General features: G+C 62.0%; 25 protein-coding genes and 1 tRNA gene. 15 read left to right on the top strand and 11 right to left on the bottom strand.

Annotated features, from left to right (window positions below):
* Nucleotides 1-62: 62 nt before the first annotated feature.
* Nucleotides 63-848, bottom strand: a complete 786-nt coding sequence (locus HBO12_RS22255) for a sulfite exporter TauE/SafE family protein (RefSeq protein WP_169957057.1) — start codon at nt 846-848, stop codon at nt 63-65.
* A 203-nt stretch (nt 849-1,051) separates the two neighbouring features.
* Between HBO12_RS22255 and HBO12_RS22250 the strand changes: the two genes are divergently transcribed.
* From HBO12_RS22250 to HBO12_RS22225, 6 genes are all read left to right on the top strand, one after another.
* Nucleotides 1,052-1,573: a DUF3455 domain-containing protein gene (locus HBO12_RS22250; protein WP_170043226.1), complete on the top strand. Its 522-nt coding sequence runs from the start codon at nt 1,052-1,054 to the stop codon at nt 1,571-1,573.
* Between the two features lie 91 nt (nt 1,574-1,664).
* Complete coding sequence (locus HBO12_RS22245) at nt 1,665-2,204, top strand: sigma-70 family RNA polymerase sigma factor (RefSeq protein ID WP_169957055.1); 540 nt, start codon at nt 1,665-1,667, stop codon at nt 2,202-2,204.
* Complete coding sequence (locus HBO12_RS22240) at nt 2,201-2,893, top strand: anti-sigma factor (RefSeq protein ID WP_169957054.1); 693 nt, start codon at nt 2,201-2,203, stop codon at nt 2,891-2,893. The genes HBO12_RS22245 and HBO12_RS22240 overlap by 4 nt, the downstream gene beginning before the upstream one ends.
* Nucleotides 2,894-2,977: 84 nt before the next feature.
* Nucleotides 2,978-3,535: a UPF0149 family protein gene (locus tag HBO12_RS22235; RefSeq protein WP_170043225.1), complete on the top strand. Its 558-nt coding sequence runs from the start codon at nt 2,978-2,980 to the stop codon at nt 3,533-3,535.
* Nucleotides 3,536-3,637: 102 nt separating this feature from the next.
* Nucleotides 3,638-4,894: a 3-phosphoshikimate 1-carboxyvinyltransferase gene (gene aroA, locus HBO12_RS22230; protein WP_169957052.1), complete on the top strand. Its 1,257-nt coding sequence runs from the start codon at nt 3,638-3,640 to the stop codon at nt 4,892-4,894.
* Nucleotides 4,895-4,926: 32 nt separating this feature from the next.
* Nucleotides 4,927-5,325 (top strand): hypothetical protein, encoded by a 399-nt coding sequence (locus HBO12_RS22225; protein ID WP_170043224.1) that lies wholly within the window; start codon nt 4,927-4,929, stop codon nt 5,323-5,325.
* A gap of 180 nt (nt 5,326-5,505) precedes the next feature.
* On the opposite strand, the gene HBO12_RS22220 is transcribed toward HBO12_RS22225, so the two are convergent.
* Together HBO12_RS22220 and HBO12_RS22215 are read right to left on the bottom strand one after the other, a co-directional pair.
* Nucleotides 5,506-6,189, bottom strand: a complete 684-nt coding sequence (locus HBO12_RS22220; protein WP_169957050.1) for a GNAT family N-acetyltransferase — start codon at nt 6,187-6,189, stop codon at nt 5,506-5,508.
* A gap of 28 nt (nt 6,190-6,217) precedes the next feature.
* Complete coding sequence (locus HBO12_RS22215) at nt 6,218-7,117, bottom strand: LysR family transcriptional regulator (RefSeq protein ID WP_170043236.1); 900 nt, start codon at nt 7,115-7,117, stop codon at nt 6,218-6,220.
* Nucleotides 7,118-7,242: 125 nt separating this feature from the next.
* On the opposite strand from HBO12_RS22215, the gene HBO12_RS22210 reads away from it, so the two are divergent.
* The 6 genes from HBO12_RS22210 (at nt 7,243) to HBO12_RS22185 (ending at nt 15,242) form a co-directional block, all read left to right on the top strand.
* On the top strand, nt 7,243-8,463 hold the full coding sequence (locus HBO12_RS22210; protein ID WP_170043223.1) for an MFS transporter: 1,221 nt from the start codon (nt 7,243-7,245) through the stop codon (nt 8,461-8,463).
* Between the two features lie 54 nt (nt 8,464-8,517).
* Entirely contained in the window at nt 8,518-9,228 is a 711-nt protein-coding gene (locus HBO12_RS22205; protein ID WP_029295107.1) for a FadR/GntR family transcriptional regulator, read from the top strand.
* 109 nt (nt 9,229-9,337) lie between these two features.
* Nucleotides 9,338-10,531, top strand: coding sequence for an L-2-hydroxyglutarate oxidase (lhgO, locus tag HBO12_RS22200; RefSeq protein WP_169957047.1), 1,194 nt, complete (start codon nt 9,338-9,340; stop codon nt 10,529-10,531).
* A 172-nt stretch (nt 10,532-10,703) separates the two neighbouring features.
* On the top strand, nt 10,704-12,032 hold the full coding sequence (locus HBO12_RS22195; RefSeq protein ID WP_090290982.1) for an MFS transporter: 1,329 nt from the start codon (nt 10,704-10,706) through the stop codon (nt 12,030-12,032).
* Nucleotides 12,033-12,112: 80 nt separating this feature from the next.
* Nucleotides 12,113-12,964 carry a CAP domain-containing protein gene (locus HBO12_RS22190; protein ID WP_169957046.1) on the top strand — a complete coding sequence of 284 codons (852 nt, stop codon included), beginning with the start codon at nt 12,113-12,115 and terminating at the stop codon, nt 12,962-12,964.
* A gap of 85 nt (nt 12,965-13,049) precedes the next feature.
* A complete protein-coding gene (locus HBO12_RS22185) occupies nt 13,050-15,242 on the top strand; it encodes a GAF domain-containing protein (RefSeq protein WP_170043222.1) in 2,193 nt (730 codons plus the stop codon).
* A gap of 2 nt (nt 15,243-15,244) precedes the next feature.
* Here the strand turns inward: HBO12_RS22185 and HBO12_RS22180 are convergent, their stop codons facing one another.
* The 5 genes from HBO12_RS22180 to HBO12_RS22160 all read right to left on the bottom strand — a co-directional run bounded on the left by HBO12_RS22180 (nt 15,245) and on the right by HBO12_RS22160 (nt 21,101).
* Nucleotides 15,245-16,372 carry a GGDEF domain-containing protein gene (locus HBO12_RS22180; protein WP_170043221.1) on the bottom strand — a complete coding sequence of 376 codons (1,128 nt, stop codon included), beginning with the start codon at nt 16,370-16,372 and terminating at the stop codon, nt 15,245-15,247.
* A 156-nt stretch (nt 16,373-16,528) separates the two neighbouring features.
* Complete coding sequence (locus HBO12_RS22175) at nt 16,529-17,089, bottom strand: nucleotidyltransferase family protein (RefSeq protein WP_170043220.1); 561 nt, start codon at nt 17,087-17,089, stop codon at nt 16,529-16,531.
* A 53-nt stretch (nt 17,090-17,142) separates the two neighbouring features.
* Complete coding sequence (locus tag HBO12_RS22170; protein WP_169957043.1) at nt 17,143-17,622, bottom strand: VOC family protein; 480 nt, start codon at nt 17,620-17,622, stop codon at nt 17,143-17,145.
* Between the two features lie 55 nt (nt 17,623-17,677).
* A complete protein-coding gene (locus HBO12_RS22165) occupies nt 17,678-18,889 on the bottom strand; it encodes an EAL domain-containing response regulator (RefSeq protein WP_170043219.1) in 1,212 nt (403 codons plus the stop codon).
* A gap of 151 nt (nt 18,890-19,040) precedes the next feature.
* Complete coding sequence (locus tag HBO12_RS22160) at nt 19,041-21,101, bottom strand: TonB-dependent receptor domain-containing protein (RefSeq protein ID WP_170043218.1); 2,061 nt, start codon at nt 21,099-21,101, stop codon at nt 19,041-19,043.
* A 259-nt stretch (nt 21,102-21,360) separates the two neighbouring features.
* Between HBO12_RS22160 and HBO12_RS22155 the strand changes: the two genes are divergently transcribed.
* A complete protein-coding gene (locus HBO12_RS22155) occupies nt 21,361-22,581 on the top strand; it encodes a multidrug effflux MFS transporter (protein ID WP_170043217.1) in 1,221 nt (406 codons plus the stop codon).
* Nucleotides 22,582-22,596: 15 nt separating this feature from the next.
* Nucleotides 22,597-23,208, top strand: coding sequence for a TetR/AcrR family transcriptional regulator (locus tag HBO12_RS22150; protein ID WP_169957039.1), 612 nt, complete (start codon nt 22,597-22,599; stop codon nt 23,206-23,208).
* Nucleotides 23,209-23,393: 185 nt separating this feature from the next.
* On the opposite strand, the gene HBO12_RS22145 is transcribed toward HBO12_RS22150, so the two are convergent.
* Nucleotides 23,394-23,747 (bottom strand): hypothetical protein, encoded by a 354-nt coding sequence (locus tag HBO12_RS22145; RefSeq protein ID WP_169957038.1) that lies wholly within the window; start codon nt 23,745-23,747, stop codon nt 23,394-23,396.
* A 302-nt stretch (nt 23,748-24,049) separates the two neighbouring features.
* Between HBO12_RS22145 and HBO12_RS22140 the strand changes: the two genes are divergently transcribed.
* Nucleotides 24,050-24,136 (top strand) — tRNA-Leu (locus HBO12_RS22140).
* A gap of 65 nt (nt 24,137-24,201) precedes the next feature.
* On the opposite strand, the gene HBO12_RS22135 is transcribed toward HBO12_RS22140, so the two are convergent.
* Together HBO12_RS22135 and HBO12_RS22130 are read right to left on the bottom strand one after the other, a co-directional pair.
* Nucleotides 24,202-25,533, bottom strand: coding sequence for a sensor histidine kinase (locus HBO12_RS22135; protein WP_170043216.1), 1,332 nt, complete (start codon nt 25,531-25,533; stop codon nt 24,202-24,204).
* Nucleotides 25,526-26,200 (bottom strand): response regulator, encoded by a 675-nt coding sequence (locus tag HBO12_RS22130; RefSeq protein WP_169956972.1) that lies wholly within the window; start codon nt 26,198-26,200, stop codon nt 25,526-25,528. Before HBO12_RS22130 ends, HBO12_RS22135 begins: the two co-directional genes overlap by 8 nt.
* Nucleotides 26,201-26,310 lie beyond the last annotated feature (110 nt).

Raw genomic sequence — 26,310 nt, 5'->3', positions numbered from 1 at the left:
AATCCTCAACGATAACGCTCGGTACCTGACACCCTGCGGTCGATAACAGAGTGTGGGCAGGGTCAGAACGCCAGCTTGAAACCAATCAACCCCAGCATCACCGCCAGGCACGGGCGCAGCAGTTCGTCCGGCACCCGGCCTGACATGTGGCTGCCAACGTAGATCCCCGGCAGCGACCCCATCAGCAAGAACCCCAACAAATGCCAGTCCATGTTGCCCATGCTCGCGTGCCCTAGGCCTGCGACCAGGGTCAGCGGGACTGCGTGGGCGATTTCGGTGCCCACCAGGCGTTTGGTGGCCAGGAACGGGTACAGGATAAACAGCGCCACGGTGCCCAGGGCGCCGGCACCGATGGACGTCAGGGCGACCATGGTGCCGAGGATCGCACCGGTGAATACCGTCAGCCCGTTGAGATTGCGCGGGCTCATATGGTAGTGGTCGCCTGCATGGTGCTGGGCAAAGGCCAAGAGTTTTTTCTTGAACAGAATCGCCAGGGCCGTCAGCAACAGCACCACACCCAGGGCTTGCTTGATCACCTCGTTCATCGCGCTCGGATCGGTGTGCAGGCTCTTGAGGAACCACAACGTCAGCAACACCGCCGGCACGCTGCCCAGGGTCAGCCAGCCGGTGATGGTCCAGTCGATATTCTTGTTCTTGCCATGCACCAGCACCCCGCCGGACTTGGTGATGGCTGCATACAGCAGGTCGGTGCCCACGGCCGTAGCCGGGTTGATGCCAAACCACAACAGGATCGGAGTCATCAGCGACCCACCCCCGACGCCGGTCATACCGACGATAAAACCAACGATCAGGCCTGCAACTACAAAACCAAAATTACCCACATCCATTACAACTACCTGCGGCCTTATAAAATTCTGGCGGCAGCATAGCGATTTTTCTTATAACGACTTATATCAATACGATCTGACTTTATTCCTTTTTCAGCTCACAGATTTATTTGTCGCGCCGTGCATCCAGTCAGCCGCGCCATGAGTAGTACAGGAAGTAGCCCTTGCGCTGCTTTGCTGTTCACCCTTATGGAGAGACACCAATGAACACTAAACCGCTGCTCTGCCTGACCTGCCTGCTTATCGCCGCCCCAACAGCCTTTGCCCAGGCCACCCTGCCCGACAGCATCAAAGTGCCGGATGGCCACAAGGTGACCATGCAAACCACGGGTGTCGGCGAAATCACCTACGAATGCCGCGACAAGGCCAACGCTGCCGGCCAGACCGAATGGGTGTTCGTCGGCCCCAAGGCAGTACTCAATGATCGTAGCGGCAAGCAGGTGGGTACCTACTTCGGCCCGCCCGCCACCTGGCAGGCCCAGGACGGTTCGAAAGTCACCGGCACGCAACTGGCCGTAGCGCCGTCCAGCGCGGGCAACCTGCCCTATCAACTGGTCAAGGCCAACCCCGCCGAAGGCAAAGGTGCAATGAGCGGTGTCAGCTATATCCAGCGCGTGGCACTCAAAGGTGGCGTGGCGCCGAGCACCGAATGCAGCACCGCCAACAAGGGCAAGCAGGAAGTGGTGAAGTACCAGGCGGACTACATCTTCTGGGCGGCCAAATAATGCGCCTGGCAAAAAAACTCGTCTAAGCTGCTGCGCTAGCACCCCGGCCATTCGCGGCCGGGGATTGACCCTGAAAAGGCGGCCCCAGTCCTTGCCCGAACCTCTCTTTGACTATGAAGCCTGCCTGTTGGCCTGCGCCCGCGGCGAACAGCACGCCTTGCGTCAGTTGTACGAACAGGATTGCGCCCGGCTGCTCGGCGTGGCCAAGCGCATTGCGCGGGATACGGCGCTGGCGGAGGACATCGTGCATGAGGCGTTTATCAACATCTGGAACGGCGCCGGCGGCTTCGACCCGCGCCGGGGTTCGGCCCGTGGCTGGGTGTATAGCGTGACCCGGCATATGGCGCTCAACGTCATGCGTAAAACGGGCCGTGAAGTCGCGCTCAGCGACGAGCATGAACACACACTGGTGGCTGAATCCAGCGCCGCGCATTTCGAATACCGCGCCCGTAGCGCCAAGGTTTACCAGTGCCTGGAACACCTGGAGCCGTCGCGCCGCAGTTGTATCTTGCATGCGTATGTCGACGGCCTGTCCCACAGTGAAATCGCACAGAAACTGGGCACCCCGCTGGGGACTGTCAAAGCCTGGATCAAACGCAGCCTCGCGGCCTTGCGTGAGTGCATGGCATGACTCCCGACGAATTGGACGAACTGGCCAGCGAATACGTGCTGGGCACCCTGGCAGCCGAGCAACGCCTGCACGTGCAGCAACGGCTGGAGCACGATGGGCCCTTGCGGGCAGCGGTGGATGCCTGGGAACAGCGCCTGTTGCCGCTGACCGAACTGGCCGCGCCGGTGGCGCCGTCGCCCTACCTGTGGCGGCGCATTGAGCGCAGCCTGGGCCATCGCGCGGTGGGCGATACGCCGTCGGTGCCGTGGTGGAACCTGCTGGCGCTGTGGCGTGGCCTGGCCGGTGCTGGCTTGCTGGCCAGCCTGGTCCTGGCCGCGCTGCTGCTGGCCCGCCCCGCTGCCGTCAACCCTACCGCCTACGTGGTGGTGCTGATGGCCCCGCAAAGCCAGGCGCCCGGCTGGGTGGTCCAGGCCAGCGACAGTCAGCAAATCCAACTGATCCCCCTGGGCGTGATGGAAATACCGGCAGACAAGGCACTGGAATTCTGGACCAAGGGTGAGGACTGGCAAGCCCCGGTTTCCCTGGGGCTGGTCAAGCCGGGGCAGAGCCTGTCGATCCCATTGGACAAACTGCCACCGCTGGCGCCGAACCAGTTGTTCGAGATGACCCTGGAAGGCCCCAATGGCTCGCCGACCGGTAAGCCGACCGGGCCGATCCAGGCGATTGGCCGCGCGGTGAAGGTGATCTAGCACTGGATTAAAACGCCGACTCGCGCCATCCTCCGCGTTTTACGCCGCCTTAACTGCGGCGCTTGACGCTCAAAGGATATGTTCATGCACGACCAAGCCCTCGCCCCTGCCGATTTCGAGTTCATCGAAGACATTCTGCTCAAGTACGGCGACGACAACTCGGTGTTGAACCTGGCCGAGCTCGATGGTTACTTCACCGCCCTGGTGTCCGGCCCGGCACCGGTGGAGGTTGCCATCTGGTTCCCGGCCATCTGGGGAGGCCAGATCCCGGCATGGGAAAGCAAGGAGGAGCTGGGGCAGTTCATCGACCTGTGCACCCGCCATCTCAATAGCATTGCCCTGCAGTTGGCCACCGATGCCAAGGGTTTCCAGGCGCGTTTTGAACAAACCGAACACCAGGGCCTGCCGTTGACCCTCGCGGAAGAATGGTGCTTTGGCTATATCCGTGGCGCCGCGATCAGCGAATGGCCGCCCCTGCCGAGCGAACAGGCGGCACAGTTGGAAGCCATCTCCTGGTGCGCCGAGCAGGACAACTTCGAATTGCCGGCCGACCTGGATGTCCCGGCCCACCAACAACACGTCGCGCGCATCGAACCGGCCGCCAGGGCCTTGCATGCCTATTGGTTGAGCCAGCGCGGTTAAACCTGCGCCACGATTTGACCCTGCCGTGCCGGATGGTCGATTATTCGTCTCCGCCAGCCGGCCACTCCCAGCCACCGCGCCTTGAATCAGGAGCCTTGTACCTTGAGTTCGCAGAAAACCGTGACCGTGACACCGCCCAACTTTCCATTGCACGGCAAGGTAGCGCCTCCCGGTTCCAAATCCATCACCAACCGCGCCCTGCTGCTGGCGGCCCTGGCCAAGGGCACCAGCCGCCTGAGCGGCGCGCTGAAAAGCGACGATACCCGGCATATGTCCGTGGCCTTGCGCCAGATGGGCGTGACCATTGATGAGCCGGATGACGTGACCTTTGTCGTCACCGGCCACGGCAAGCTACAACTGCCGGCGCAACCGTTGTTCCTTGGCAACGCCGGCACCGCGATGCGCTTTCTCACAGCCGCCGTGGCGACCGTGGACGGCAGCGTGGTACTGGATGGCGACGCGTACATGCAAAAGCGTCCTATCGGCCCGCTGCTGGCGACCCTGAACCAGAACGGCATCCAGGTACAAAGCCCCACCGGCTGCCCGCCCGTGACCGTGCATGGTCGCGGCAAGGTGCAGGCCAAGCGCTTCGAGATCGACGGCGGCCTGTCCAGCCAGTACGTGTCGGCGTTGTTGATGCTCGCGGCCTGCGGCGAGGCCCCGATCGAGGTGGCCCTGACCGGCAAGGACATCGGCGCCCGTGGTTATGTCGACCTGACCCTCGATTGCATGCGCGCGTTTGGCGCCCAGGTGGAAGTGGTCAACGACAGCACCTGGCGCGTGGCCCCGACCGGCTACACCGCCAATGATTACCTGATCGAACCCGACGCTTCTGCCGCCACCTATCTGTGGGCCGCCGAAGTGCTGACCGGCGGCAGCATCGACCTGGGCGTCGCCGCACAGGATTTCACCCAGCCCGACGCCAAGGCCCAGGCCGTGATCGCCCAGTTCCCGCAGATGCCGGCCACGGTGGTCGGCTCGCAGATGCAGGACGCCATCCCGACCCTGGCGGTGCTGGCGGCGTTCAACAATACGCCGGTGCGCTTCACCGAACTGGCCAACCTGCGGGTCAAGGAGTGCGACCGCGTCCAGGCGCTGCATGACGGCCTCAACGAAATTCGCCCGGGCCTGGCGACCATCATCGGTGACGACTTGCTGGTCGCCAGCGATCCGGCGTTGGCCGGCACTGCGTGCACCGCGCTGATCGACACCCACGCCGACCACCGCATCGCCATGTGCTTTGCGCTGGCGGGGCTGAAAGTCTCGGGCATCAAGATTCAGGACCCGGACTGCGTGGGCAAGACCTATCCTGAGTACTGGAACGCCCTGGGCAGCCTGGGCGTGCAACTGACCTACTGAGCCGTCAGCACCAGCGTGGGGAGGGAGTGATCATGACAATTCGCCAGCCCTGCCCACCTGCTGTATGTGACTGCGAGCGCGAGCAACTGCTCGAGGCGCCCGGCACCGACCAGCGCATCCTGCAACTGACCCGCCAGGAAGAAAAAAAGCTGCTCGAACGCCTGGAAAACCTGCAAAGCCTGGCCGACCTGGAACGCATGCAACAGCTGATGCACCAGCAACTGGGCATCCGCGTGCACATAGCCCCAGGGCATACCGAAGTCAAAAGCATGCGCGGGATCCAGATCGTCATCGACGAACTGCCGGGCCTGTGTCGCAAGACCCGGCAGTCGATTCCGGCAGCAATCCGCAAAGGGATGGAGAAGCGGCCGGAGATTGCCTATCGGCTGCTGGATGCCCACGACCTTTTCCGCGACAGCCCAACCCTGTAATGCCATTCAGTTAAGCGAACGCAATGCTCAAAGCAGCGCAGATCAAATGTGGGAGCGGGCTTGCCCGCGATAGCGGAGTGTCAGTCGACAGATATACCGACTGACATGACGCCATCGCGGGCAAGCCCGCTCCCACAGGGGATCTGCGCTTAACTGAACGACATTACGGCTTGCCGTCTCCTACAGGGCGCAGCGGGTTTGCACGAACAGTTGGGCCTTGCGGGTCATCTGGTCGAAATGCCGGTCACGCTGTTTCTCGGCATCGATCATCGCGCGCTTGCCGTGTTTGTGTAGCAGGTAGGTGTGGATTTGCCGCACCTCCAGCGAACTGTAGATCGACGCCACATCCAACACGCCCATCAGGCCATCGGTGCTGTAGTCGCGGGTGTTCATCAACACCTGGGTGCCACGCACGCCGCGCACCTGGAAACCCATGGCTTCGAACGCCGGGACTTTTTCCACCGCGCAGGTCAATTCGCCATGGGGGTAGCGGCCGAGCATCTCGTCCATCATCGCCCGCGCCACGCCCTGGCGGCGGTGGCTGGCATGCACGGCCATATAGGCCACACCGCAGGCCTCGGGATCGTCCTTGACCGGCAGGTACAGCAAGAAGCCGATGACCTTGGCCGGGTCCTGCTCATCCATCGCGACGATCAGCTCGACCGCAATGCCCTTGGCCCCGCCCACCGCCTCCAGGTACAGGTGCACTTCGTAGCCGATTGCATACTGGTAGACGTTGTACAGCAGGTTGCTCGGCGGGATGGCGACCATGCTGATATCAGTCAGGTAGTCGACCACCATCTGCAGGATCTGGCTGTTGACGGGCTCGGGGCATGGGCTGGCGTAGTGGGTAAGGGTGAACATCGAATTCCTGTTTCCTGGTCTTTCGCAATCAAGGCAGCGGGGATTGTACCTGTTCTGCGCCACACACCTCGCGCAAACAGCCGCGCAACCAACGATGCGCGAGGTCGGCATCCAGGCGTGGGTGCCAGAGCATCGCCACGCTGAACTCAGGGACTTGCACCGGCAGGTCAAAACTGTACAGGCCATCGCGCAGGACGCGGGTATAGCGCTCGGGAACGCTGGCGATCAGGTCGGTCCTTTGCGCCAGGGCCACGGCCGTGGAGAACCCGGTGACGATGGTCGCCACGTCCCGCGTGAGGTGCAAGGCCTCAAGGGCATCGTCAATCTGCCCGCGCTCGCGCCCGCGCCGCGACACATAGATATGCCGGCCGGCGGCGTAGCGCGCGGTGGTGATGGGGCCCTGGCTCAGTGGGTGGCCGGCGCGTACCACGCCGATAAAACGGTCGCGAAACAGCAACTGGGTCAGCACTTCCGGGTTGGCCGTGCTATCGACCACACCGGTTTCCAGGTCCACCCCACTGTCGCGCAGCGCTGCACCGGGCTTGTGCACAAAGTGCAGGCGCACCCCGGGTGCCTGTTCGGCGACACGGGCGATCAGCGCCGGGCCGAAACTTTCGACAAAACCTTCGCTGGTGCGCAGTACAAAGGTGCGCACCAGGCCCTTGAGGTCCAGGACCTGCAGCGGCCGCAATAGCGCTTGGGCATCTTGCACCAGTTGGCTGACCTGCTCGCGCAGTTGCAGGGCGCGTGGTGTCGGCACCAGGCCGCGGCCGGCGCGCACCAACAAGGGGTCGCCGGTGGTTTGGCGCAGCCGCGCCAACGCGCGGCTCATGGCCGAGGGGCTCAGGCCCAGGCGCTGGGCGGCACGGGCGACGCTGCCTTCGGTGAGCAGTACGTCCAGGGTAATCAGCAGGTTGAAGTCAGGCAGCGACACGGCGGCAATCCTCATCAGGCGTTTGACGCATGTATAGAGTGCAACCGATGCGTCTTCCGCCATGTTAGGCGACGCCGTAGATTGCGGGCAACGGCCACGGTGCAGCACGAGGACATCCCATGACATCCCCTACCCCACGCGGCGCACTCGCCGGTTTGTCGCTGTGCATGTTGTTGGCCTCGCTGGGCACCAGCATTGCCAATGTCGGCCTGCCCCAGATGGCCGAGGCCTTTGCTGCAACCTTTGCCGCGGTGCAGTGGGTGGTGCTGAGCTACTTGCTGGCGACCACTGCCGTGCTGGTAGGCGTGGGCCGTCTGGGCGACCGCTTCGGCCATCGCCGCCTGCTGCTGGCGGGCCTGCTGGTGTTCGCCGTGGCCTGTGCCCTGTGCAGTACCGCGCCGTCCCTGGGCATGTTGGTCGCGGCGCGGGCACTGCAAGGGTTTGGCGCGGCGATCATGCTGGCAATGACCATGGCGCTGGTCGCGGCCACCGTCCCCAAAGAGCAGACCGGGCGCGTCATGGGGTTGCTGGGGACCCTGTCGGCGGTAGGCACCGGCCTGGGGCCGGCCATTGGTGGCGCGCTGATTGCCGCGTCTGGCTGGCGCGCGCTGTTTCTAGTGATGCTGCCGTTGGCCGCCCTCGCTTGTGTGCTGGTAAGAGGCACACCGGCCGATAGCGATCTACAAGCCTCGGGCGCTGGCCGCTTCAGTCTATTCGCGACACTCCATGACCGCGCCCTGGGCGCCGGGCTTGGCATGAGTACGCTGGTGGCGGCGGTGATGATGACCACCCTGGTCGCCGGGCCGTTTTACCTGAGCCATGGCCTCGGACTCGACCCCGCGCAAATGGGCCTGGCCATGGCCGTCGGCCCCTGTAGCGCGGCGCTGGCGGGTGTACCGGCCGGGCGCCTGACCGACCGCTGCGGCAGCTACGCCACCACGCTGGGTGGCCTGCTGTGCATGCTGGCCGGCTGCCTGGTGCTGGCGTTGATGCCCCTGGACGCCGCCGGTTACATCGGCGCGCTGCTGATCCTCACCCTGGGCTACGCGCAATTCCAGGCGGCCAACAACACGGCGGTGATGAGCAATGTGTCGGCGGGTCGACGCGGGGTGATTGCAGGCTGGCTGAACCTGTCGCGCAATCTGGGCCTGATAATCGGCGCGTGGGCACTGGGTGCAGTGTTTGCCTGGGGCACGGGCGATATCCATTCTGCCCTGCCACCAGCGGTCGGCCAGGGCTTGCACATGGCCTTCGGGGTGGCCTCGGGGCTGGTCGTGCTGGCGCTGCTGTTGGCCTTCACGCGCCGGGTAAAAACGCTGCAAGCCAGCACGGCGCCTTGACAAGGGAAAATCGTAACGGCTATTGTCTGACAACCTGATTACCTAGGTTTTGCCATGCTTGAGCTCCAGCGTCCAGATTCCCTCGTCGTGCGTGTTGTCAGCGCCATACGGGCCGAGATTGACTCCGGACAACTGGCGCCCGAGTCGCGCCTGCCTACCGAGCAGCAGTTGGCGGAACAGCTGAATGTCAGCCGTTCGGTGGTGCGCGAGGCGATTGCCCAGCTCAAGGCCGATGGTGTACTGACCGCCCGGCGTGGCCTGGGCTCGTTTATTTCGCAGACCCCGGCCGGCACGGTGTTCCGCTTTCCGGAAAAGAACGGCCGGCGCCCTGACCTCGCGCAAATGTTCGAGGTGCGCCTGTGGATCGAAACCCAGGCGGCCTCCATTGCTGCCCAACGCCGCGACGCGGGCGACCTGCAACGCATGAAACGCGCCTTGCAGGAAATGCACGACAAGCGCGCCGACTTTGAAGCTGCAGCGCTGGCCGACGTGGAGTTTCACCGGGCCATCGCCGACGCCAGCAAAAACGAATACTTCGTCGCCTTCCACGACTTTTTGCGCAGCCAGTTGGCCAGCGCGCGCAAGACCGCCTGGGAAAACTCCGCCTCGCGCTTTGCCAGCGGCTCGGCCGATGCCACCCAGGAACACCAGGCGCTGTACCAGGCCATCGTCGACGCCGATCCCCAAGGCGCCGCCGCGGCCGCCGAAGCGCATTTGCGCGCGGCCGCCAAGCGCCTGCAACTGGAGCTGCCCGCTACCCACTGATCGACCCAAGACCGATAAAGCGTGCCTGCGGGCGCGCCGTTTTTTTAACAAAAACATTAGTCTGACAACCTGATAAGCAGACTGAAATGTACTGATTTAGGTAGCCCACATGATTTATGACTTTTGCATCATCGGCGGCGGCATTGTCGGCCTGGCCACCGCGATGGAGCTGCTCAAGCGCCAGCCCAACGCGTCCCTGGTGATCCTGGAAAAGGAAGCGTTGCTGGCCAAGCACCAGACCGGCCACAACAGCGGCGTGATCCATGCCGGCATCTATTACGCGCCGGGCAGCCTCAAGGCCGACCTGTGCAAGCGCGGCGCCGAGGCCACCAAACAGTTCTGCCGCGAACATGGGATCAAGTTCGAGGTGTGCGGCAAGTTGCTGGTGGCCTCCACCGCCCTGGAAGTGCAGCGCATGGAAGCGCTCTATGCGCGCTCGCAACTCAACGGGATGAAGGTCGAGCGCCTCGACGCCGAGCAGTTGCGTGCCCGCGAGCCGAACATTGTCGGCCTTGGCGGGTTGTTTTTGGATGCCACCGGGATTGTCGACTACCGCCAGGTCTGCGAAACCATGGCCGGGGTGATTCGCCGCAATGGCGGTGAGATCTGCCTGGAAAAAACCGTGACGGCGATTGCCGAAGACAGCGACAAAGTCACCGTCAGCACCCACGACGGTGCCTGGCAGGCGCGGCACCTGGTGGTGTGCGCCGGCCTGCAATCGGACCGCCTGGCAACCCTGGCCGGGATCGATATCGACCACCAGATCATCCCGTTCCGGGGCGAGTATTTCCGCTTGCCCGCGTCGAAAAACAACATCGTCAACCACTTGATCTACCCGATCCCCGATCCGGAACTGCCGTTTCTGGGGGTGCACCTGACCCGCATGATCGATGGCAGCGTCACCGTCGGCCCCAATGCCGTGCTGGGCCTGGGCCGGGAGAACTACAAGAAGTTCTCCGTCAACTGGAAGGATGTGGCCGAGTACGCGCGCTTCCCCGGGTTCTGGAAAACCATCTGGCAGAACCTTGGCTCCGGCAGCGTGGAAATGAAGAACTCGTTGTTCAAATCCGGCTACCTGGAGCAATGCCGCAAGTATTGCCCGTCCCTGGAACTCGACGACCTGCTGCCCTACGAAGCCGGGATCCGCGCCCAGGCGGTGATGCGCGACGGCAGCCTGGTGCACGATTTCCTGTTCGCCCAGACGCCGCGCATGTTGCATGTGTGTAACGCGCCCTCACCGGCAGCCACCTCGGCCATTCCGATTGGCGAAATGATCGCCGACCGCATGTTCAGCCCCAACTAAATACCCCCTGTAGGAGCTGTCTCGCCCCGCGAGGCTGCGATAGCGGCGGCACAGGCAACCAATATATCGCCTGAACCACCGCCATCGCAGCCTCGCCAAGGCTCGACAGCTCCCACATTTGAGCGCGTTCGCAACACCCTAATAAATATAATGACTGAGAAGGAAGTACAGCATGACGGCAAAAGCCCACAACCCCGCCACGGTGGAAACCCCGGCACAAACCAAGAAACGCCTGCGCAAGGTCGCTGCCGCCACGATCTTCGGTTCGATGCTGGAGTGGTACGACTTCTACCTCTACGCAACCATGGCGGCGATTGTCTTTTCGAAGATCTTCTTTGATAACAGCGACCCGAAGACCGCGACCCTGATGGCGTTCTCCACCTTCGCCATCGGCTTCATCGCCCGCCCTTTCGGCGGCATTCTGTTCGGCTACCTGGGTGACAAGTTCGGTCGTAAACATGTGCTGGTGTTGACCTTCTGCATGATGGGCGTGTGCACCACGCTGATCGGCCTGATCCCCAGCTACGCCTCGATTGGTATCTGGGCGCCGATCATTCTGGTGTTTATCCGTATCATCCAGGGCCTGGGTGCCGGCGCCGAGTTGTCGGGCGCGGCAGTCACGTCCTACGAGCATGCGTCAGAAGGCAAGCGCGGCAGCCAGGGTGCCTGGCCGGCGCTGGGCTTGAACCTGGGCCTGCTGCTGTCATCGCTGACCGTGTACCTGCTGACCATCAATGGCAATGAGTTCCTGCTGGCCGGCGGCTGGCGCATCCCGTTTATCTGCAGCATCGCCCTGGTGGGCGTGGGCCTGTGGGTACGTAACAGTATCCCGGAAACCCCGGAGTTCAAGGAGCTGAGCAAGGAGCCGGCCAAGGCCAAGGTCTCGCCGCTCAAGGCACTGTTCAAGAACGACCTCAAGGGCCTAGCGGTGGTGTTCTTCGTGGCAATTGGCTACAACGCCCTCAGCTACATCTTCAAGACCTTTTCCCTGGCCTACCTCACCCAGTTCAAGGGTGTGGATGTGCACGTCACTTCGCTGTCGGTGACCATCGCCAGCCTGGTGGCGATTGTCGCCGTGCCGTGCTTCGGCTGGCTGTGTGACAAGTGGAGCAGCAAGTCGGTACTGGTGCTGGGCGGCGTGCTGTCGCTGCTGTTCGCCTACCCGTTCCTGGCGCTGCTGAACACCGGGGAAAGCCTGATGATCTACCTGGCCATCGGGATCGGCACCGGGATCCTCGCACCCATGATGTTCGCGCCACAGGGCTCGTTCCTCAGCCGCCAGTTCCCGACCCAGACCCGCTCTTCAGGCTTCGGTACCGGGCGTGAAATCGGTACGGCCATCGCCGGTGGCCTGGCGCCGCTGGGTGCCTTGTCGATGGTGGCCGCCTCGACCACACACTCGACGGATGGCGTGGTGATCATCCTCGCCATCGCCTCGGTGCTGGTGGTGGTGTTTGCCCTGTGTGACCAGGGCCGCAAGCACTCGGCATTCAAGAACTAGGGGCAAAATGTTGTCCAAGGGGTGCATCTGCGCCCCTTGATCGCGCATCATGGGCACTTTCATGCTCAAAGGAAACGTCCATGCGCGTTCTGTCATTGATGATGGGTGTTACCACGCTGGCCGCCAGTCTGGCGTTTTGCGCCACGGCGTCGGCGAGCGAAGAGAGTCAATTGATCGACTCGATCAACCAGTACCGCAGCCAATTGCAGCGCTGCGCCGACCAGGGTTCCCAAGAGTTGCCGCCGCTGGCGGTCGACCCGCGCCTGGTACTGCCGGTCAATAATGTCGGCGATTTGCAGCAGGACCTGGCCCAGGCGGCCTACCCAATGGTGAATGTGCAAGCGATCAGCCTGTCCGGCCCGCGCGATGCGCAATCGGCGATGAAAGCGGTGCGCGAGAGTTTCTGCCGGGTAGTGCTGGACCCGCAATTCGTCGATATCGGCGTCAGCAACAATGGCCAGGACTGGCGCATTGTCCTCGCCCGCCCGTTGTTGAGCCGGGGCCTGGCCAGTTCCCAGGAGGCCGGCCCGCAGCTGCTGGAGATGGTCAACGCCGCCCGCAAGCAACCGCGCCAATGTGGCGAGAAGGCCTTCGCAGCCACCACCCCGCTGGCCTGGAACGCGCAACTGGCGAGCGCCGCCGACAGTCATGCACGCAACATGGCCAACCATAACTTCTTCGACCACCTGGACCGTGACGGCCGAACCCCCGGCGACCGCGCGGAACTGGCCGGTTATGCCGCCCAGCAGATCGGCGAAAATATTGCCGCTGGCCTTGATACGCCGCGCAAAGTGGTCGATGGCTGGCTCGCCAGCCCCGGGCATTGCGCCAACCTGATGAACCCGCAATTTCGCGAATTGGGCGCGGCCTATGGGCTGGATCCAAAAAGCGACGCAGGAATTTACTGGACCGCGCTGCTAGGCGTGCAGTAGCGCTGAACTGCCGGGCATTGCCCGGGTCTGTTGTTTGATATTGCGGTGCCATATCGCAGCGTGGGACGAACTAGGTGTTGAGTAGATGACAGACTGGCTACAAGGCTGCGGTGAAATGGCCGAACGGGTTCGCCGCCATGACTGGGCCAGCACCCCTCTGGGGCCAATGGACCAATGGCCGGATGTGCTCAAGACCACCGTGTCACTGAGCCTTGCTTCGCATTTTCCCCAGGCGGTGGTCTGGGGGCCGGGTTTGGTTACCCTGTACAACGACGCGTTCCTGCCGATCCTCGGTAACAAGCCCGACGCACTGGGCCAGCCCTTCAGTACCATCTGGCAGGAAGCCTGGAGCCAGATCAGCCCGATCGCCGACGCCGCATTTGCCGGGCACGCTACGTTTATCGAAGATTTCCCGCTGATCATCGAGCGCGGTGACGCACCGGAACAGGCCTATTTCACCTTTTGCTACAGCCCGATCCGCGATGTCGGCGGCACGGTCGTGGGCATTCTCGATACCGTCACCGAAACCACCAACTCCGTGTTCATGGCCCGCCGCCTCGCCGTGCTGGATGCAATCAGCAATGGGGTGGCCAATGCCACCGATCCGGCGGCGATCATGGCCGCCACCACACGGATCCTGGCGACCCACCTGAACCTGTCCAACTGCGCTTATGCAGACATGGAGGCCGATGAAGACGGCTTTACCATCCGCGACAACTGGGCCGCAGAAGGCTCGCCGAGCATCGTCGGAAATTACCGCCTGGCCGACTTCGGCCAATTGGCGGTCGAGCGCCTGCAGGCCGGCGAGCCGTTGATCATCAACGACAACCTGACGGAACTGACGCCCGAGGAAGCCGCGACCTTCCAGGCCATTGGCGTGACGGCGACCATTTGCATGCCCTTGATCAAGTCCGGGCGCTTGACCGCGCTGATGGCCATTCACGACCGCATCCCGCGCCGCTGGTCTTCCTACGACCTGGCGCTGCTGGGTGAAGTCACCGAACGCTCCTGGGCCCATATCGAACGGGTGCGGGCCGATGCCATCGTTCGCGAGGGCTTGTCGGCGCTGGCCGATTTGAATGCGACCCTGGAGCAGCGGGTGGTGGAACGCACCACTCTGCTTAACCAGACTGAGGCGGCGTTGCGTCAGTCGCAAAAGCTGGAAGCCATTGGCCAGTTGACCGGTGGTGTGGCCCACGACTTCAACAACCTGCTGACGATCATTCGCTCCTCGGTCGACTTCCTGCGCATGCCCAACCTGCCCGAAGAACGCCGCCAGCGTTATATGAGTGCCGTGACCGATACCGTAGAGCGTGCCAGCAAGCTGACCAGCCAATTGCTCGCCTTTGCCCGGCGCCAACCGCTGAACCCGCAAGTGTTCAATGTCGGCGTGCGCGTAAAGAACATCGGCGACATGTTGGAGACGGTCACCGGCGCGCGGATCCATGTCAGCGTCGAACTGCCTGAACTGGCCTGTTATGTCTGCGCGGACTCCAGCCAGTTTGAAACCGCCCTGATCAACATCGCCCTCAACGCCCGGGACGCGATGGACGGCCAGGGCACGCTGGTGCTGCGCCTGGAAAGAGACCAGCCGCTGCCGTGCATACGCGGGCATGGCGGCTCGAGCAAAGCCTTTGTCGCGATCTCCCTGGCGGACACCGGCAGCGGGATTGCCGGGGCGACCTTTGAACGCATCTTCGAGCCGTTCTTCACCACCAAGGAGGTTGGCAAAGGTACCGGGCTTGGGTTGTCGCAGGTATTCGGGTTCGCCAAGCAATCGGGAGGCAACGTCGATGTCGCCAGTGTGCTCGGCAAGGGCACCGTGTTTACCTTGTACCTGCCGCAGGTGGAGCCCGAAGCGATCCACGACTGCACCCTCCAGCCCCCCCTGGAACTGGACCCGGACGCCGTGCGCCGGCGCATCCTGATCGTGGAAGACAACCTGGAAGTGGGCCGCTTCGCCAACCAGATCCTGCAGGACCTGGGCTACCAGACGGTGTGGGCCACCCATGCCGAAGAAGCCCTGGAGATGATCGGCCCGGATGCCCGGGCGTTCGACGGGGTGTTTTCCGACGTGGTGATGCCGGGCATGGGCGGCGTGGCACTGGCCAGGGAATTGCGCCGGCGCCGGCGCCGGCCCGAGCTGCCGGTGATCCTCACCTCCGGTTACAGCGAAGAGCTGGCCAAGTCCGGCTATGACGGCTTTGAGTTCCTGGCCAAGCCCTACTCCGCCGACCAGATTTCACGAGTGCTGGCCAGGGCGATGGGCAAGGATTGAGGCTAGGACGCGACCGCCACCTGGTTGCGCCCCATGGCCTTGGCGCGGTACAGGGCCTTGTCGGCGCTGTTCAGTAAATGCTGCAAGTCGTCACCCACGGCATGGGTCGAGGCCACGCCCAGGCTCGCGGTCAGGTCCAGCCCAGGGTCGGTAGTCAGGCCCGCAATGGCCAGGATCAGTTGCTCGCCGATCTCCCGGGCCACTTCCAGGGTGGTGTCTGGCAACAACACCGCAAACTCCTCGCCCCCCAGGCGCCCGTACACGTCAGCCTGGCGGAACGACGCCCTGATCACCTGGCCAATCTGCCGTAACACCCGGTCTCCGGCCTGGTGGCCGTAGGTATCGTTGATCGTCTTGAAGTGATCCATATCCAGCATCAGCGCGCTCAGTGGCTGGTGCGTACGCTTGCATTGGTCATACAGCACCTGGGCCTGCTCGAAAAACGCCCGGCGGTTCATCAGCCCGGTGAGTTCGTCGGTCTGGGCGGCGCGCATTGAAATACTGTGGGCCCGCTCTATTTCGCGGGTCAGGCGAAACGCCGTCTCCAGCGCCTGCGACAACTTGCGCGAGGCGCCCACGACAAATGACGAGAACACCAGCACCGCGACCGCCATGCCCGTCTGCATCTTGGACGGTTGAAGCAGCAGCCACAGGGTACAGGGCAACAACACCAGGGCCATGGACACTATGGTCATGTACCGATAGGCCGAGTAGCACGACACCGCGCTGACCGACATGCCCACGGCAAAGAGCATGACCAGCGCCTGGGTCAACCGGTCATCGGCGGGCATCACCGCAAAGGCGCCCAGCCCCCAGATTCCAGCCGACAGCACCAGGGTGAGCCAATAATGCCGCTCCCAACGTTGCGGCGTGCGCTCATTTTTGGGGCTGCGAAAATACTGGAGGAACATCGACAAACGCAGCAGCGACGAGCCGGCCAGCAATGCCAGCCAGCCGATCATCAGGCGCGGTTCAAGCCGGTCCCAGCACAGCCAGCACAGCATGCCAGCGGCCAGATAGCTGCCAAAAACCGCAGAAAAGGATTGGCGAAACAGCTGATGCAAGCGGTCGGTACGCACCTGCTCTTCGATAAACAAATCCTGGTCCTGCTCACGCCCAAGGCCATTCATTTGATTCGCCTGATCCCTAGTGCTGCGACAAAATGGCATTGTGGCACCCTGCCAGCACGCAGAACAGCAAAATCACCTGCCTGTGTCGCGGCAAACACCGGTGTTAAAGCCTTTGGATTATCACCATCACTGGCAAGCCAGGTTTCGCAGTTTAGTCTATGGGGCTTCAATCCTGAGCCATGGCCAACGAGCCTGATAGCTCTTGGCCTTGTGCTCGAACAGCTCTGGCTGCGGGGTGATGGGGTTGAGTCGAAGTATTCCCTGCCCGATGTCAGCCAGGCCGTAGGGCGCATAGATTTCGCCAGTGTCCACGGCCAAGGCGATACAGGTGCCCGCCACCAGGTAGCGATCCACCCCGCCACGGGCTGTGTGCAACTGCGGGTAAGGCATGCCGAACCGCTGCGGATACCACAGGTGCACGCGCGCCTGGTTCCTCACTTCAATGTTCGCATCCAGGTCGCGCAAGAGTTCGCTGGCGCGCTCAATCACCTCATTCTCGGCTTCCCAGGACATATCGGTGTCAAAGTAGAACACGTCGTAATCCTTCACCCCCCAATCGGGGCTGAGCCCGGCCTGATGATTCCATACCGCCTGGAACAGGCAACCCGCCGTCAACAGGCATTGGTCCAGGCCAAGGGCTGGCAGACGCGCGGTCAATTGAGCGTTGATGGGGTTGGCCATCGCCAGCTCGACCAGCCTCTGGGCCGTCAGTTTCATCTGCATTCCCTTGCCGTTCCTGTATTGAAAACGCACGTTATACCAGGGTTTCATCAACCCTTGAGCGCCGCCTCGATGCCCGCGATGTCGATTTTCACCATGCCCATCATTGCACCGAATGCACGCTTGGCCGCCGCGGGGTCGGGATGGATGATCGCCGCCATGAGCATGCGCGGGGTGATTTGCCAGGAAAGACCCCACTTGTCGCGGCACCAGCCACAGGCAACTTCCTCGCCGCCATTGCCGACAATCGCTTGCCACAGGCGATCCGTCTCAGCCTGGTCGTCAGTGGCCACTTGGAATGAAAACGCCTGGTTGTGCTGGACACCCGATCCGCCATTGAGGCCCAGGCATGGGATGCCCATGACGGTGAACTCCACGGTCAGCACATCGCCCTGCTTGCCCGCGGGATAGTCGCCCGGCGCCTTGTGTACGGCCTCGACTGTGCTGTCCGGGAATGTGGCGGCGTAGAACCTGGCAGCCTCCAGTGCGGCGCCGTCGAACCAGAGGCAGATGGTGTTTTTATGGGGCATCTGGAGTCTCCAAAAAGGAAAGTGAGCCCTTGAGTCTAGCCCCTGTTTCCCAACATCAGCGCGTGCTGCGTGACGCCGACCTCATCTCCAGCCACGAGAGCGCACGCGCGGCGCTCATGGGCCGCGCGCAGAGATAGCCCTGGCCCTGATGGCAACCCAACTTGAGCAAGCGTTGGCGCTGGCTTTCGTGCTCTACGCCTTCGACCACGACCGCCATATCCAGCGCTTCAGCCAGGGCCAGGGTGCTGCTGATCACCGCACGGTTACGAGGGCTGCGGTCAAGGTCGCGAACGAAGCGCGCATCGAGCTTGATTTCGGTGAACGGTAACTGGCACAGGCGCTCCAGTGAGGAGTAGCCGATACCAAAGTCATCGATGGACAGGCCGGCCCCCATCATCCGCAGGCGGATCAAGGTTTCGAGCACCCTGGGAGAGACTTCCAGCAGGCCACTTTCGGTGATTTCGAAAGTCAGGCGCGACGCAGGTATGGCGTAGCACTCCAGCGCCTTGCACAGCTGTGGCAACAGTGACTCGTTAGACAGTTGCTCGGCCTCCAGATTAAACGCCAGGGACAGCACGTGCCCTTGTGCCTGCGCCGTTTGCACAAAGGCCAACGCCTGTTCCAGCAGGGCAAAAAACAAAGGGTCCATCAGCCCGAACTGGCTGACCTGCGGCAGGAAATCCGCCGGGCATAGCACGCCGTACTGCGGATGCTCCCAGCGCGCGAGCACTTCAAGGCTGCCGACTTCACCGCTCGCCAAATTGAACTTGGGTTGAAAGAACGCCTTGAGCTCATGCCCTGCAATGGCCTGTTCCAGGCCGGCCTGGCTGGCGAGCGTGTGGCGTGCCTTCTGAGCGGCATGCCCGGGGGCGACAGTGGTTTCCAGGTATCGGCTTAACAGCGGGGTGATCGCCCCTGCGCGCACTGGCACATCGACATACCCGAGGACGCTGACCCCCAGCATGCCGACCATACGGTCGATGGCGTCTTGCAGGTCGGGGGCAAGCACGCTGCAAATGATGAGCGACTTGACCCGGCGGGTACGGCTGAGCAATTCGAGCGTAGTGAGCCCCTGCATGCCCGCCTCGTCCAACGCACAGAGCACGATATCCACCGGTCCTGCGTGGTCCAGCAACTGCAGCGCAGCCTTTACGTCGGCCACGCCCTCCACGCTGTCACAGCCGGCGTCCTTGAAGGCCTGAATGGCAACGAGCTGCTTGAAGGGGTGCTCTTCGAGGACCAGAACACGAATCGGTAGAAAGGACATGACACATCACAGATGAGATAGAAGTGCGCTCATTCTCACGACATCTCCTACCGACGTATTTAGGAAAGCTCTTAAATGGAAAGCGAAAAATCCATGGTTTGAAAACGCCGCCAATCAACTGTGGGAGTTGACTGGCCAGCGAATCATGACCCTACAGGTCGTAGCGCAACGCCAGGCCCACTGTGCGCGGTGCGCCCACATCGACGATATCGCCGCTGCGGTTGTTGGTGATGTGTTCCTTGTCGAAGGCGTTTTTCACGAAGCCGGAGAGCGCGACATTCTTGGTGACTTTGTACTCGGTGCTGAAGTTGACCAGCCAGTAGTTGTCGCTGCGGCGCTCGCCCGTGACTTTGCCTGCAGTATCGAACTCATACTCCGACGGCGCGGTGCTCTGGTACACCAGGTCGGTGTTCAGGGTCAGGCGCTCGTTCCAGCGGTAGAGGCCGCCCAGGGACAATTTGTACTTGGGCGAATAGAGGAAGTCCTCGCCGCTCATATCGCGGCCATCACCGGTCACGAAGTCCTTGTACTTGCCTGCGGTGATCGAGCCACCGGCAGTCAGGGTCAACTGCGCGCCGAGGTCTTTCTCGACAAACACTTCCAGGCCCTTGATATCGCTGCTGCCGGCGTTGAACACCTGGACGAAGTCGGTGTTGCGCTCGAGCACGCTGACCTGCTGGTCTTTCCAGTCGGTGTAGTACAGGTTGGCACGGGTCCGCAGGGTTTTGTCGAAGAACGAGCCACGGTAGGACAGCTCGTAGTTGGTGGTGTATTCCGGGTCGTAGCCTTCGTGGCCGCCACCGGCACGCACGTTGACGCCACCACCGCGATAGCCTTTTTGCACCATCACGCCAAGGTACTGGTTAGCGGCCAGTTCGTAATCGAGGCCCAGTTTCGGCAGGAGCGCATCAAACGACTTGCTGACCTTGCCAGGGCTGGAGAAATCGTCCTGTTTGATGTGGGTGTCGTTGGTTTCGTGGTCGTAGCGCAGGCCGGTGATCAAGGTCCACTGCGGGGCGAATGTCCAGTTGATTTCACCGAACACAGCCTTGCTTTCAATGGTGGTCTCGCCCTTGGCGGTGCCGAACAGGACGTTGTTGAACAACAGGCGGTCGTGGAAGTTGTTGGTGTTGTGGCCGTAGTAGGCGCCGACAAAACTCTTGAGCGTGTCGCTGCTGTAGTTCAGGCGCAGTTCCTGGCTGAACAGGTCGCCATCCTGGGTGCGCAACACCACTTGGTTGGCGTCGGCGGACTGGTCGAAATCCAGGCGCGCGTCGTAGTCGGAACGGGTATTGGCGGTCAGGCTGGTCAGCGACCAGTTGTCGTCCAGGCGGTAGTCCACCTTGGCGCTGAGCGTGTCCTGCGCGAGCTTGTCATAGGCCTTGGTGTTGGACGTCATCTTGTAATAACGGATCTTGTCGTTCTGGCGCATCGCCGAGTTGTCACCCTTGCGGCTTTCGCCATGGGCGTAGGTCAGCAGCACATCCAGATCGTCGTTGGGCAGGATCAGCAGCTTGCCCCGGGCATTGGCGGTACGGTTAGGGTTGGCGTCGTCATGCAGGGCGACGTTGTCGATGTAGCCGTCGCCCTCCTGGTAATCCACGGCAATGCGCCCGGCGATCTTGTCATCGACCAGCGCGCCGCCACCGGCCACCGCTGCACCGCGCTCGCCATAGGTGCCCATGTTGGTGCGCGCGGAAAAACTCGGTTCGAAGGTCGGGTTGCGGGTCTGGATCACCACCGCGCCGGCCAGCGAGTTACGGCCCTGGGTGGTGGATTGCGGGCCGAGGAACACTTCGACCTGGTCGACGTCCCACAGCGGCATCGGGCTGAGGGTCAGGGCGCGGTTCGGTTGCACGGCGCCGTCGACGAATACCGACACCGCACCGTTGAGCGTGGCCGGGCCCTGATCGTCGAAACCGGACACGGGCACGCCGCGAATCCCCCAGTTTTCATTGCCGGACTGGTTGTACACACCTGGCGTACGCGCAAACACATCCACCAGGTCACGGTCGTGCTTTTCACGCAGTTGCTGGTCGGTCACCACCACCACGCTCGACTGGGTCTGCTCCAGGCTACGGTTGATCTTTTCACCGGTGACGGTGATCGGCGCAATCTCCAGAGCACTCGCAGGTTCTGCGGCCCACGCAGCGTTGCACAGGCAGATCGCCGAACCCACTGCCACCGCCATTGTCGTTTTGTTGAAATTCACGCCCTGCTCCCCTACGCCTGTTTTTGTTTTTTCTGATGCCCAGAACGCTGTTTGTGCCCAGCAGGCGCGAGTCTAATCCAATCTTGAATTTAAAGAAATACAATTGATAACGACTCTCATTCACTTGCAGCGATCACGTTGTATCGCTACCGATACTCACGGATTCATGGCGCCTCTGCCCTGTTGACCGATCTAAAAGGTGCCGTTAACATCCGCACAACCTACCGACCGGTAGGATGTTTTAGTATCTGGAGTCTGTATGAATTCGCAACCCACCCCCGGGGTTCCCCTGAGGCTGGCTATCGGCCTGGGACTGATCGGCGCCCTCGGCCCGTCGGCTGTCGATATGTACTTGTCGAGCCTGCCCGAAATTGCCCGCGAGTATCAGAGCAGCTTCGCCAGCGTGCAGTTGACCCTGACGTTCTTCCTCCTGGCCATGGGCGCTGGCCAGTTGATCTTCGGGCCCATCGTCGACGCCTACGGACGCCGCCGGCCCCTGCTGGCCGGCCTTGTGGTGTTTACCCTGTGCTCGTTGGGTGCGGCGTGGGCGCCGACCCTTGAAACCTTGATCGCCCTGCGCTTCGTCCAGGGACTTGGCAGCGCACTGACGCTGGTGGTGATCATGAGCATGGTGCGGGACGTCAGCGAAGGCGTAGCCGCGACCAAGCTCTTTGCATTGCTGATGACCATCGAAGGGGTTGCGCCGATCTTCGCCCCGGCACTGGGCGGGGTGATCGATACCCACTACGGTTGGCGCGCGGTGATGCTGGTACTCGCCGCCTTTGGCCTGGCAGTGCTGGGCAACAGTTGGCTGTCGCTGCCGGAAACCCTGCCCGCCAGCCACCGGGAACCGCTGCGCCTGGGCGCCGCATGCCGGACGTACCTGGCGATTGCCAGGGACCGGCACTTCCTGCGCCCGACCCTCGCCGTGGCCGCAGTGTTCTTCTTTCTGTTTGCCTACATCGGCGGCGCAACCCTGGTCTACCAACAGACCTACGGCCTGAGCCCGCAAGCCTTTGGCATGCTGTTCGGCGTGACCGGCGTAGCCATCCTGATCGGGGCGATGAGCGCCGGGAAGCTGGTCAGCCGCCTGGGCTTGAACCGTCTGTCGATGATCGGCGTGACGTGCATGGCCGCAGGTTCGGCAATCGCGGTGGTTTGCACCCTGACCACCCTGGGCCTGCCCGGTATAGTGGCAGGCATGGCCATCGCCCTGTTTGGCCTGGGCATCGCCGAATCCACGCTGATGTCGCTGGTCATGTCTTCGCAAAAACGCGCGCTGGGCTCAACTGCCGCACTGCTGGGCGCGTTCCAACTGTCGATCTCCGCCAGTGCAACGCCACTGTCGGCATTGGCCCTGAACCATGGACCGGTGGCCTGGGCCACGCTGCTGTTGGCCAGTGCGTTGCTGACCTGCCTACTGACAACGCTCAGCCTCCCCCGGGGTGCAGGCGCAGCCTATGACCTGACCGGGCACTGATTGAGGAACCCCACCATGACATCCAACACCCTGACCTCAGCCGCCGAACGCATCGCGTACCTGGCGCTGGACCAATTTGCCGAGCACGGTTACGACGCGGCCTCGCTGAATGACATCGCCGTACGCGCGGGCATCAAGAAGGCCTCGCTGTACGCCCACTTTGCCAGCAAGGACGCGCTCTACGGGGTCGTGCTCGAACTTGCCTTGCAGGCCGAGCGCGACTACGTGCAAAGCCAGTTTGCAAAAAACGCCCGTTCGATCAAGGCCCCCGGCGAGGTCTACATCGACAACCTGCAGCGCCGCTACAGCGCCCATGCATCCCTGCGGTTCTTGTTGAGGGCCGCGTTTTACCCACCGGCGCCGCTGAGGGGCGTGGTCATGTCCGGATTCAATGACTATATGGCCATGATCCGCAGCCACTTCCAGCAGGGGCTACTCAAAGCCTATCCGGCCGTAGACGAACAGACCGGGGAAGTACTGGCGCAGGCCTACCTGGTGATGATCGACAGCCTGCATGTAGAGCTGACCTACGGTGATGCACAGGCCTACTCGCGCCGACTGGAGGCGCTGCAACGGTTGTCACGGGCGGTGGGTTACGCTGAGATTATTCGTCGGTTGCGTGGGTAAGTATCTGACAGGGCTTGGCGAGCATCTCGCACAAGCCCCCTCGGTTTACTTGTTCACCTGCCTGTCTCGTTCAATGCGTATCGAATGACACTGGGGACACAACAACCCCAACCGCACCGCACGAGTGAAACGGTGCTCACACTTCTTGCAACGGAAGAAGTACGGAGGGCCGTCGATAAAACCACTCATGACTGTTTCTTTTTAAGGACCATTTTTCCCTTCTCAAAGGAGATCTCCTCGTAGCCTTTGAACAGGGCGATGATCAGACCTAAGCCAAGAGACGCCGCAGCGATAATGGCTGCTATCTCAAGTCCCGTCAGTGCCGCGATAGGTGCAGCCGCCGCCATCGATAGCCCGCCGGTAAAAGGCACAGCCGCCAGTGCGGCAGTCAACAACCCAACGGTGATCGTTCCCGCTACCGCGATCTTCTTGGACGACTTGAGCTTGTCTGCAAGCTCACCTTGGACAGTGATCTGCTCGTAACCGGCATTCTTGGCAGATTCAAGTTCCGTTTTGGTTCTCACCGTGATGACGCGCATGTCACTACCCTACTCGATTGATCTAAACGTAGATGATCGCACAATGCCATGCGCTAAACAGCTGCTACAACGCCTGCGCGATGCCAGCCTTGAAAGTGCGCCAGGGCGTCGCATGCCCCTCCAGGGAAAATGTAGATCACTGATATAGCGGGCTTTTTTTCAAAGCTGACACGCCCGATCGAGCTGAAAAAGAGCACATGCAAACTTGCGCCAAGGTGCCTGGATCTATATATTCCCTAGCCTGCTGCACCGCTCAAGCGCTTTGTTCGACAAAGCCTATTGAGTTGCTTCATCGCGCTGCCGCCCGAATGGCGAAACTGGTAGACGCATGGGACTTAAAATCCCCCGCTCGTAAGGGCGTCCCGGTTCGATTCCGGGTTCGGGCACCACAGATATCAAGGGCTTGCATGATGAACTTCATGCAGGCCCTTATCTTTTCTGTTCCGCTATTTGACTAGTGGCGCCGCAAATCCCTCGCCTGCGAACTCTCGACATCCCGCAAACTCGCAAACTCAAGAACCACCGTAAAACGCTGCTGCTCAAGAATCACATCAATCTGCCAGCCCAATTTTGCACATAACTGACGCATCAACTGCAGCCCCAGGCCGTAGCCGTAATCGCTGGATTCCTCCCTCGGCTTGGCCTCCCTGATGTGGTTGGCAATTACCAGGCGCGGGTAGTTGAAGCTGATTTCTACCTGGCCCTCTTCCGCGTATTGCAGGGCGTTGCGCAGGAAGTTACCGATCACGATGCGGCACGCGGTGGGGGGTAGTCGGCAGGGTTCGCTGTGGATGTCGACAAGCAGTTCGATATCCCGATTGCCGATCAGGTAGCGATGCTTGTTAATCAGCTCGCCGACCAACGCGCTCAGGTCGATGTCTTCTTCGGGCAGCGGTTCGGGACGTTCGCGGCTCATCCACAGCAAGGTCTCGGCGATAAGCTGCATGTTCAACACCGAGCGTTCGATACGCTGCAGGGAGGATGGCAGGACACCGCCGGCCTGCAGGGCCAGCAGTTCTATATTGGCCTTGAGCACCGCCAGCGGGGTTCGCAGCTCATGGCTGGTGTAGCGCAACAGGCGGCCTTCACGCTGGCTGGCGGCCTGCACTTGCTCGACACTCTGGGCCAGGGCGTCGGCCAGGGTATTGAACTCCTTGAAGCTGAAATCCGGGCGCGCGCTGGCCATTGCGTCAGGTTTTTTCAGGGTGCTGGACCATTGCGCCAGGCGCCCCAGCGGCCGCACCAGCCACCAGACCAACAGGGCGATGATGATCAGCGCCGGCACGAACACCGCCAGGCTGACAAACACCACGCCTTGCAGCACCTGGTCAAAGTAGGCATCGGACAGCGGCGTCTCGACCTCGCCGCCCTCTTCGTGGTCATGGTCGATGTCATACATATAGAGGGTCTTGCCGTCACCCAGGTCTTGGGAGAGAACCGCCCGGACCTCGGCGTCGTCGTCATCGGAGTCGGTATCACCGAACACCTGCACGGCACCGAAAGACATGCTCGGCGGCGCCTTGAGCAACTCACGCACGCTCGCCGGCAAGGCTTCCTTGCCAATGACGCCCTCGAAGAAGTAGTTGTGCGGAGGGGGTGTGGTCGGGTCCTTTTTATAGTGCCTGATGAAGTACTGCGCCTCTTCTTCCATCATCGCACTGGCGGTGTAGAGCAGGCCGCGCACGGTGTATACCGGCAATAGTTGACTGTAGATCAGTAACACCACGGCAATCAGCAGCAGGAAGCTGCCGCTGATCACCCACTTCAAGCTCAAGCCGTTACGCATGGGGTTTTACCTGGATACCGACCCCAGGCAGGGTGTGGATCAACGGCCGGCCGAAGGGTTTGTCTACCGCCTTGCGCAGTCGATGCATGTGCACTTTGAGGGTGTTGCTGTCCGGCGGTTCGTCGCCCCAGACTGAAGTTTCCAGGCGTTCCCGGGGCACGGGTTCAGGGCTGGCGCGCATCAGGTATTCCAGCAAGGTCCAGCAGATGGGTGACAAATGCAGCGCCTGCCCGGCGCGACTGACTTTGCGGGTGGTGAGGTCCATCACCAGATCGTCTACCTGCAGGCGGCTGGTCTGGCTGCTGCGGCGCATGCTCAGGGCGCGAATCCTGGCCACCAGCTCGGCCAGCTCGAATGGCTTGACCAGATAGTCGTCAGCGCCCGCTGCAAAGCTGGCGAGCTTGTCCGAGAGCGCGTCCAGTGAAGTGAGCATGAGAATGGGCGTCTGGCTGCCTTGCTGGCGCAACCGCTCGCACACCTGCTGGCCGTCGAGGCGCGGCAACATGATGTCCAGGAGAATGACGTCGTAATGCTGGGCGAGTGCCAGGTTAAGGCCAGCCTGGCCATTAGTGACGTGGTCGCAGACCATGCCGCTGATCTCCAGGTACTCGATGACGGTGGTGGCCAGATCCAGGTTGTCCTCGACCAGCAGCAGGTGAATATGCACTAAAAAGTCCCCTCGGACGGGTGTTGCGCAGAGGAGTGAAGGATAACGGAAGTCGAGCGATTTCCAGCGGATGTTTACCTCGCGTTAACCCGGCACTCTCTAAGCTGGGG

It is taken from the genome of Pseudomonas sp. WS 5059 (assembly GCF_012985525.1).
GTDB lineage: Bacteria > Pseudomonadota > Gammaproteobacteria > Pseudomonadales > Pseudomonadaceae > Aquipseudomonas.
The sequence above is the reverse complement of the archived record's forward strand: the minus strand, read 5'-3'. Positions and strand labels throughout refer to the sequence as shown.

What these genes read in the sequence shown, in the direction of transcription:
- HBO12_RS22255 (WP_169957057.1), bottom strand. Translation starts at nt 848, where the DNA reads ATGGATGTGGGTAATTTTGGTTTTGTAGTTGCAGGCCTGATCGTTGGT.
- HBO12_RS22250 (WP_170043226.1), top strand. Translation starts at nt 1,052, where the DNA reads ATGAACACTAAACCGCTGCTCTGCCTGACCTGCCTGCTTATCGCCGCC.
- HBO12_RS22240 (WP_169957054.1), top strand. Translation starts at nt 2,201, where the DNA reads ATGACTCCCGACGAATTGGACGAACTGGCCAGCGAATACGTGCTGGGC.
- HBO12_RS22235 (WP_170043225.1), top strand. Translation starts at nt 2,978, where the DNA reads ATGCACGACCAAGCCCTCGCCCCTGCCGATTTCGAGTTCATCGAAGAC.
- HBO12_RS22225 (WP_170043224.1), top strand. Translation starts at nt 4,927, where the DNA reads ATGACAATTCGCCAGCCCTGCCCACCTGCTGTATGTGACTGCGAGCGC.
- HBO12_RS22220 (WP_169957050.1), bottom strand. Translation starts at nt 6,189, where the DNA reads ATGTTCACCCTTACCCACTACGCCAGCCCATGCCCCGAGCCCGTCAAC.
- HBO12_RS22210 (WP_170043223.1), top strand. Translation starts at nt 7,243, where the DNA reads ATGACATCCCCTACCCCACGCGGCGCACTCGCCGGTTTGTCGCTGTGC.
- HBO12_RS22205 (WP_029295107.1), top strand. Translation starts at nt 8,518, where the DNA reads ATGCTTGAGCTCCAGCGTCCAGATTCCCTCGTCGTGCGTGTTGTCAGC.
- lhgO (WP_169957047.1), top strand. Translation starts at nt 9,338, where the DNA reads ATGATTTATGACTTTTGCATCATCGGCGGCGGCATTGTCGGCCTGGCC.
- HBO12_RS22195 (WP_090290982.1), top strand. Translation starts at nt 10,704, where the DNA reads ATGACGGCAAAAGCCCACAACCCCGCCACGGTGGAAACCCCGGCACAA.
- HBO12_RS22190 (WP_169957046.1), top strand. Translation starts at nt 12,113, where the DNA reads ATGCGCGTTCTGTCATTGATGATGGGTGTTACCACGCTGGCCGCCAGT.
- HBO12_RS22185 (WP_170043222.1), top strand. Translation starts at nt 13,050, where the DNA reads ATGACAGACTGGCTACAAGGCTGCGGTGAAATGGCCGAACGGGTTCGC.
- HBO12_RS22180 (WP_170043221.1), bottom strand. Translation starts at nt 16,372, where the DNA reads ATGAATGGCCTTGGGCGTGAGCAGGACCAGGATTTGTTTATCGAAGAG.
- HBO12_RS22175 (WP_170043220.1), bottom strand. Translation starts at nt 17,089, where the DNA reads ATGAAACTGACGGCCCAGAGGCTGGTCGAGCTGGCGATGGCCAACCCC.
- HBO12_RS22170 (WP_169957043.1), bottom strand. Translation starts at nt 17,622, where the DNA reads ATGCCCCATAAAAACACCATCTGCCTCTGGTTCGACGGCGCCGCACTG.
- HBO12_RS22165 (WP_170043219.1), bottom strand. Translation starts at nt 18,889, where the DNA reads ATGTCCTTTCTACCGATTCGTGTTCTGGTCCTCGAAGAGCACCCCTTC.
- HBO12_RS22155 (WP_170043217.1), top strand. Translation starts at nt 21,361, where the DNA reads ATGAATTCGCAACCCACCCCCGGGGTTCCCCTGAGGCTGGCTATCGGC.
- HBO12_RS22150 (WP_169957039.1), top strand. Translation starts at nt 22,597, where the DNA reads ATGACATCCAACACCCTGACCTCAGCCGCCGAACGCATCGCGTACCTG.
- HBO12_RS22145 (WP_169957038.1), bottom strand. Translation starts at nt 23,747, where the DNA reads ATGCGCGTCATCACGGTGAGAACCAAAACGGAACTTGAATCTGCCAAG.
- HBO12_RS22135 (WP_170043216.1), bottom strand. Translation starts at nt 25,533, where the DNA reads ATGCGTAACGGCTTGAGCTTGAAGTGGGTGATCAGCGGCAGCTTCCTG.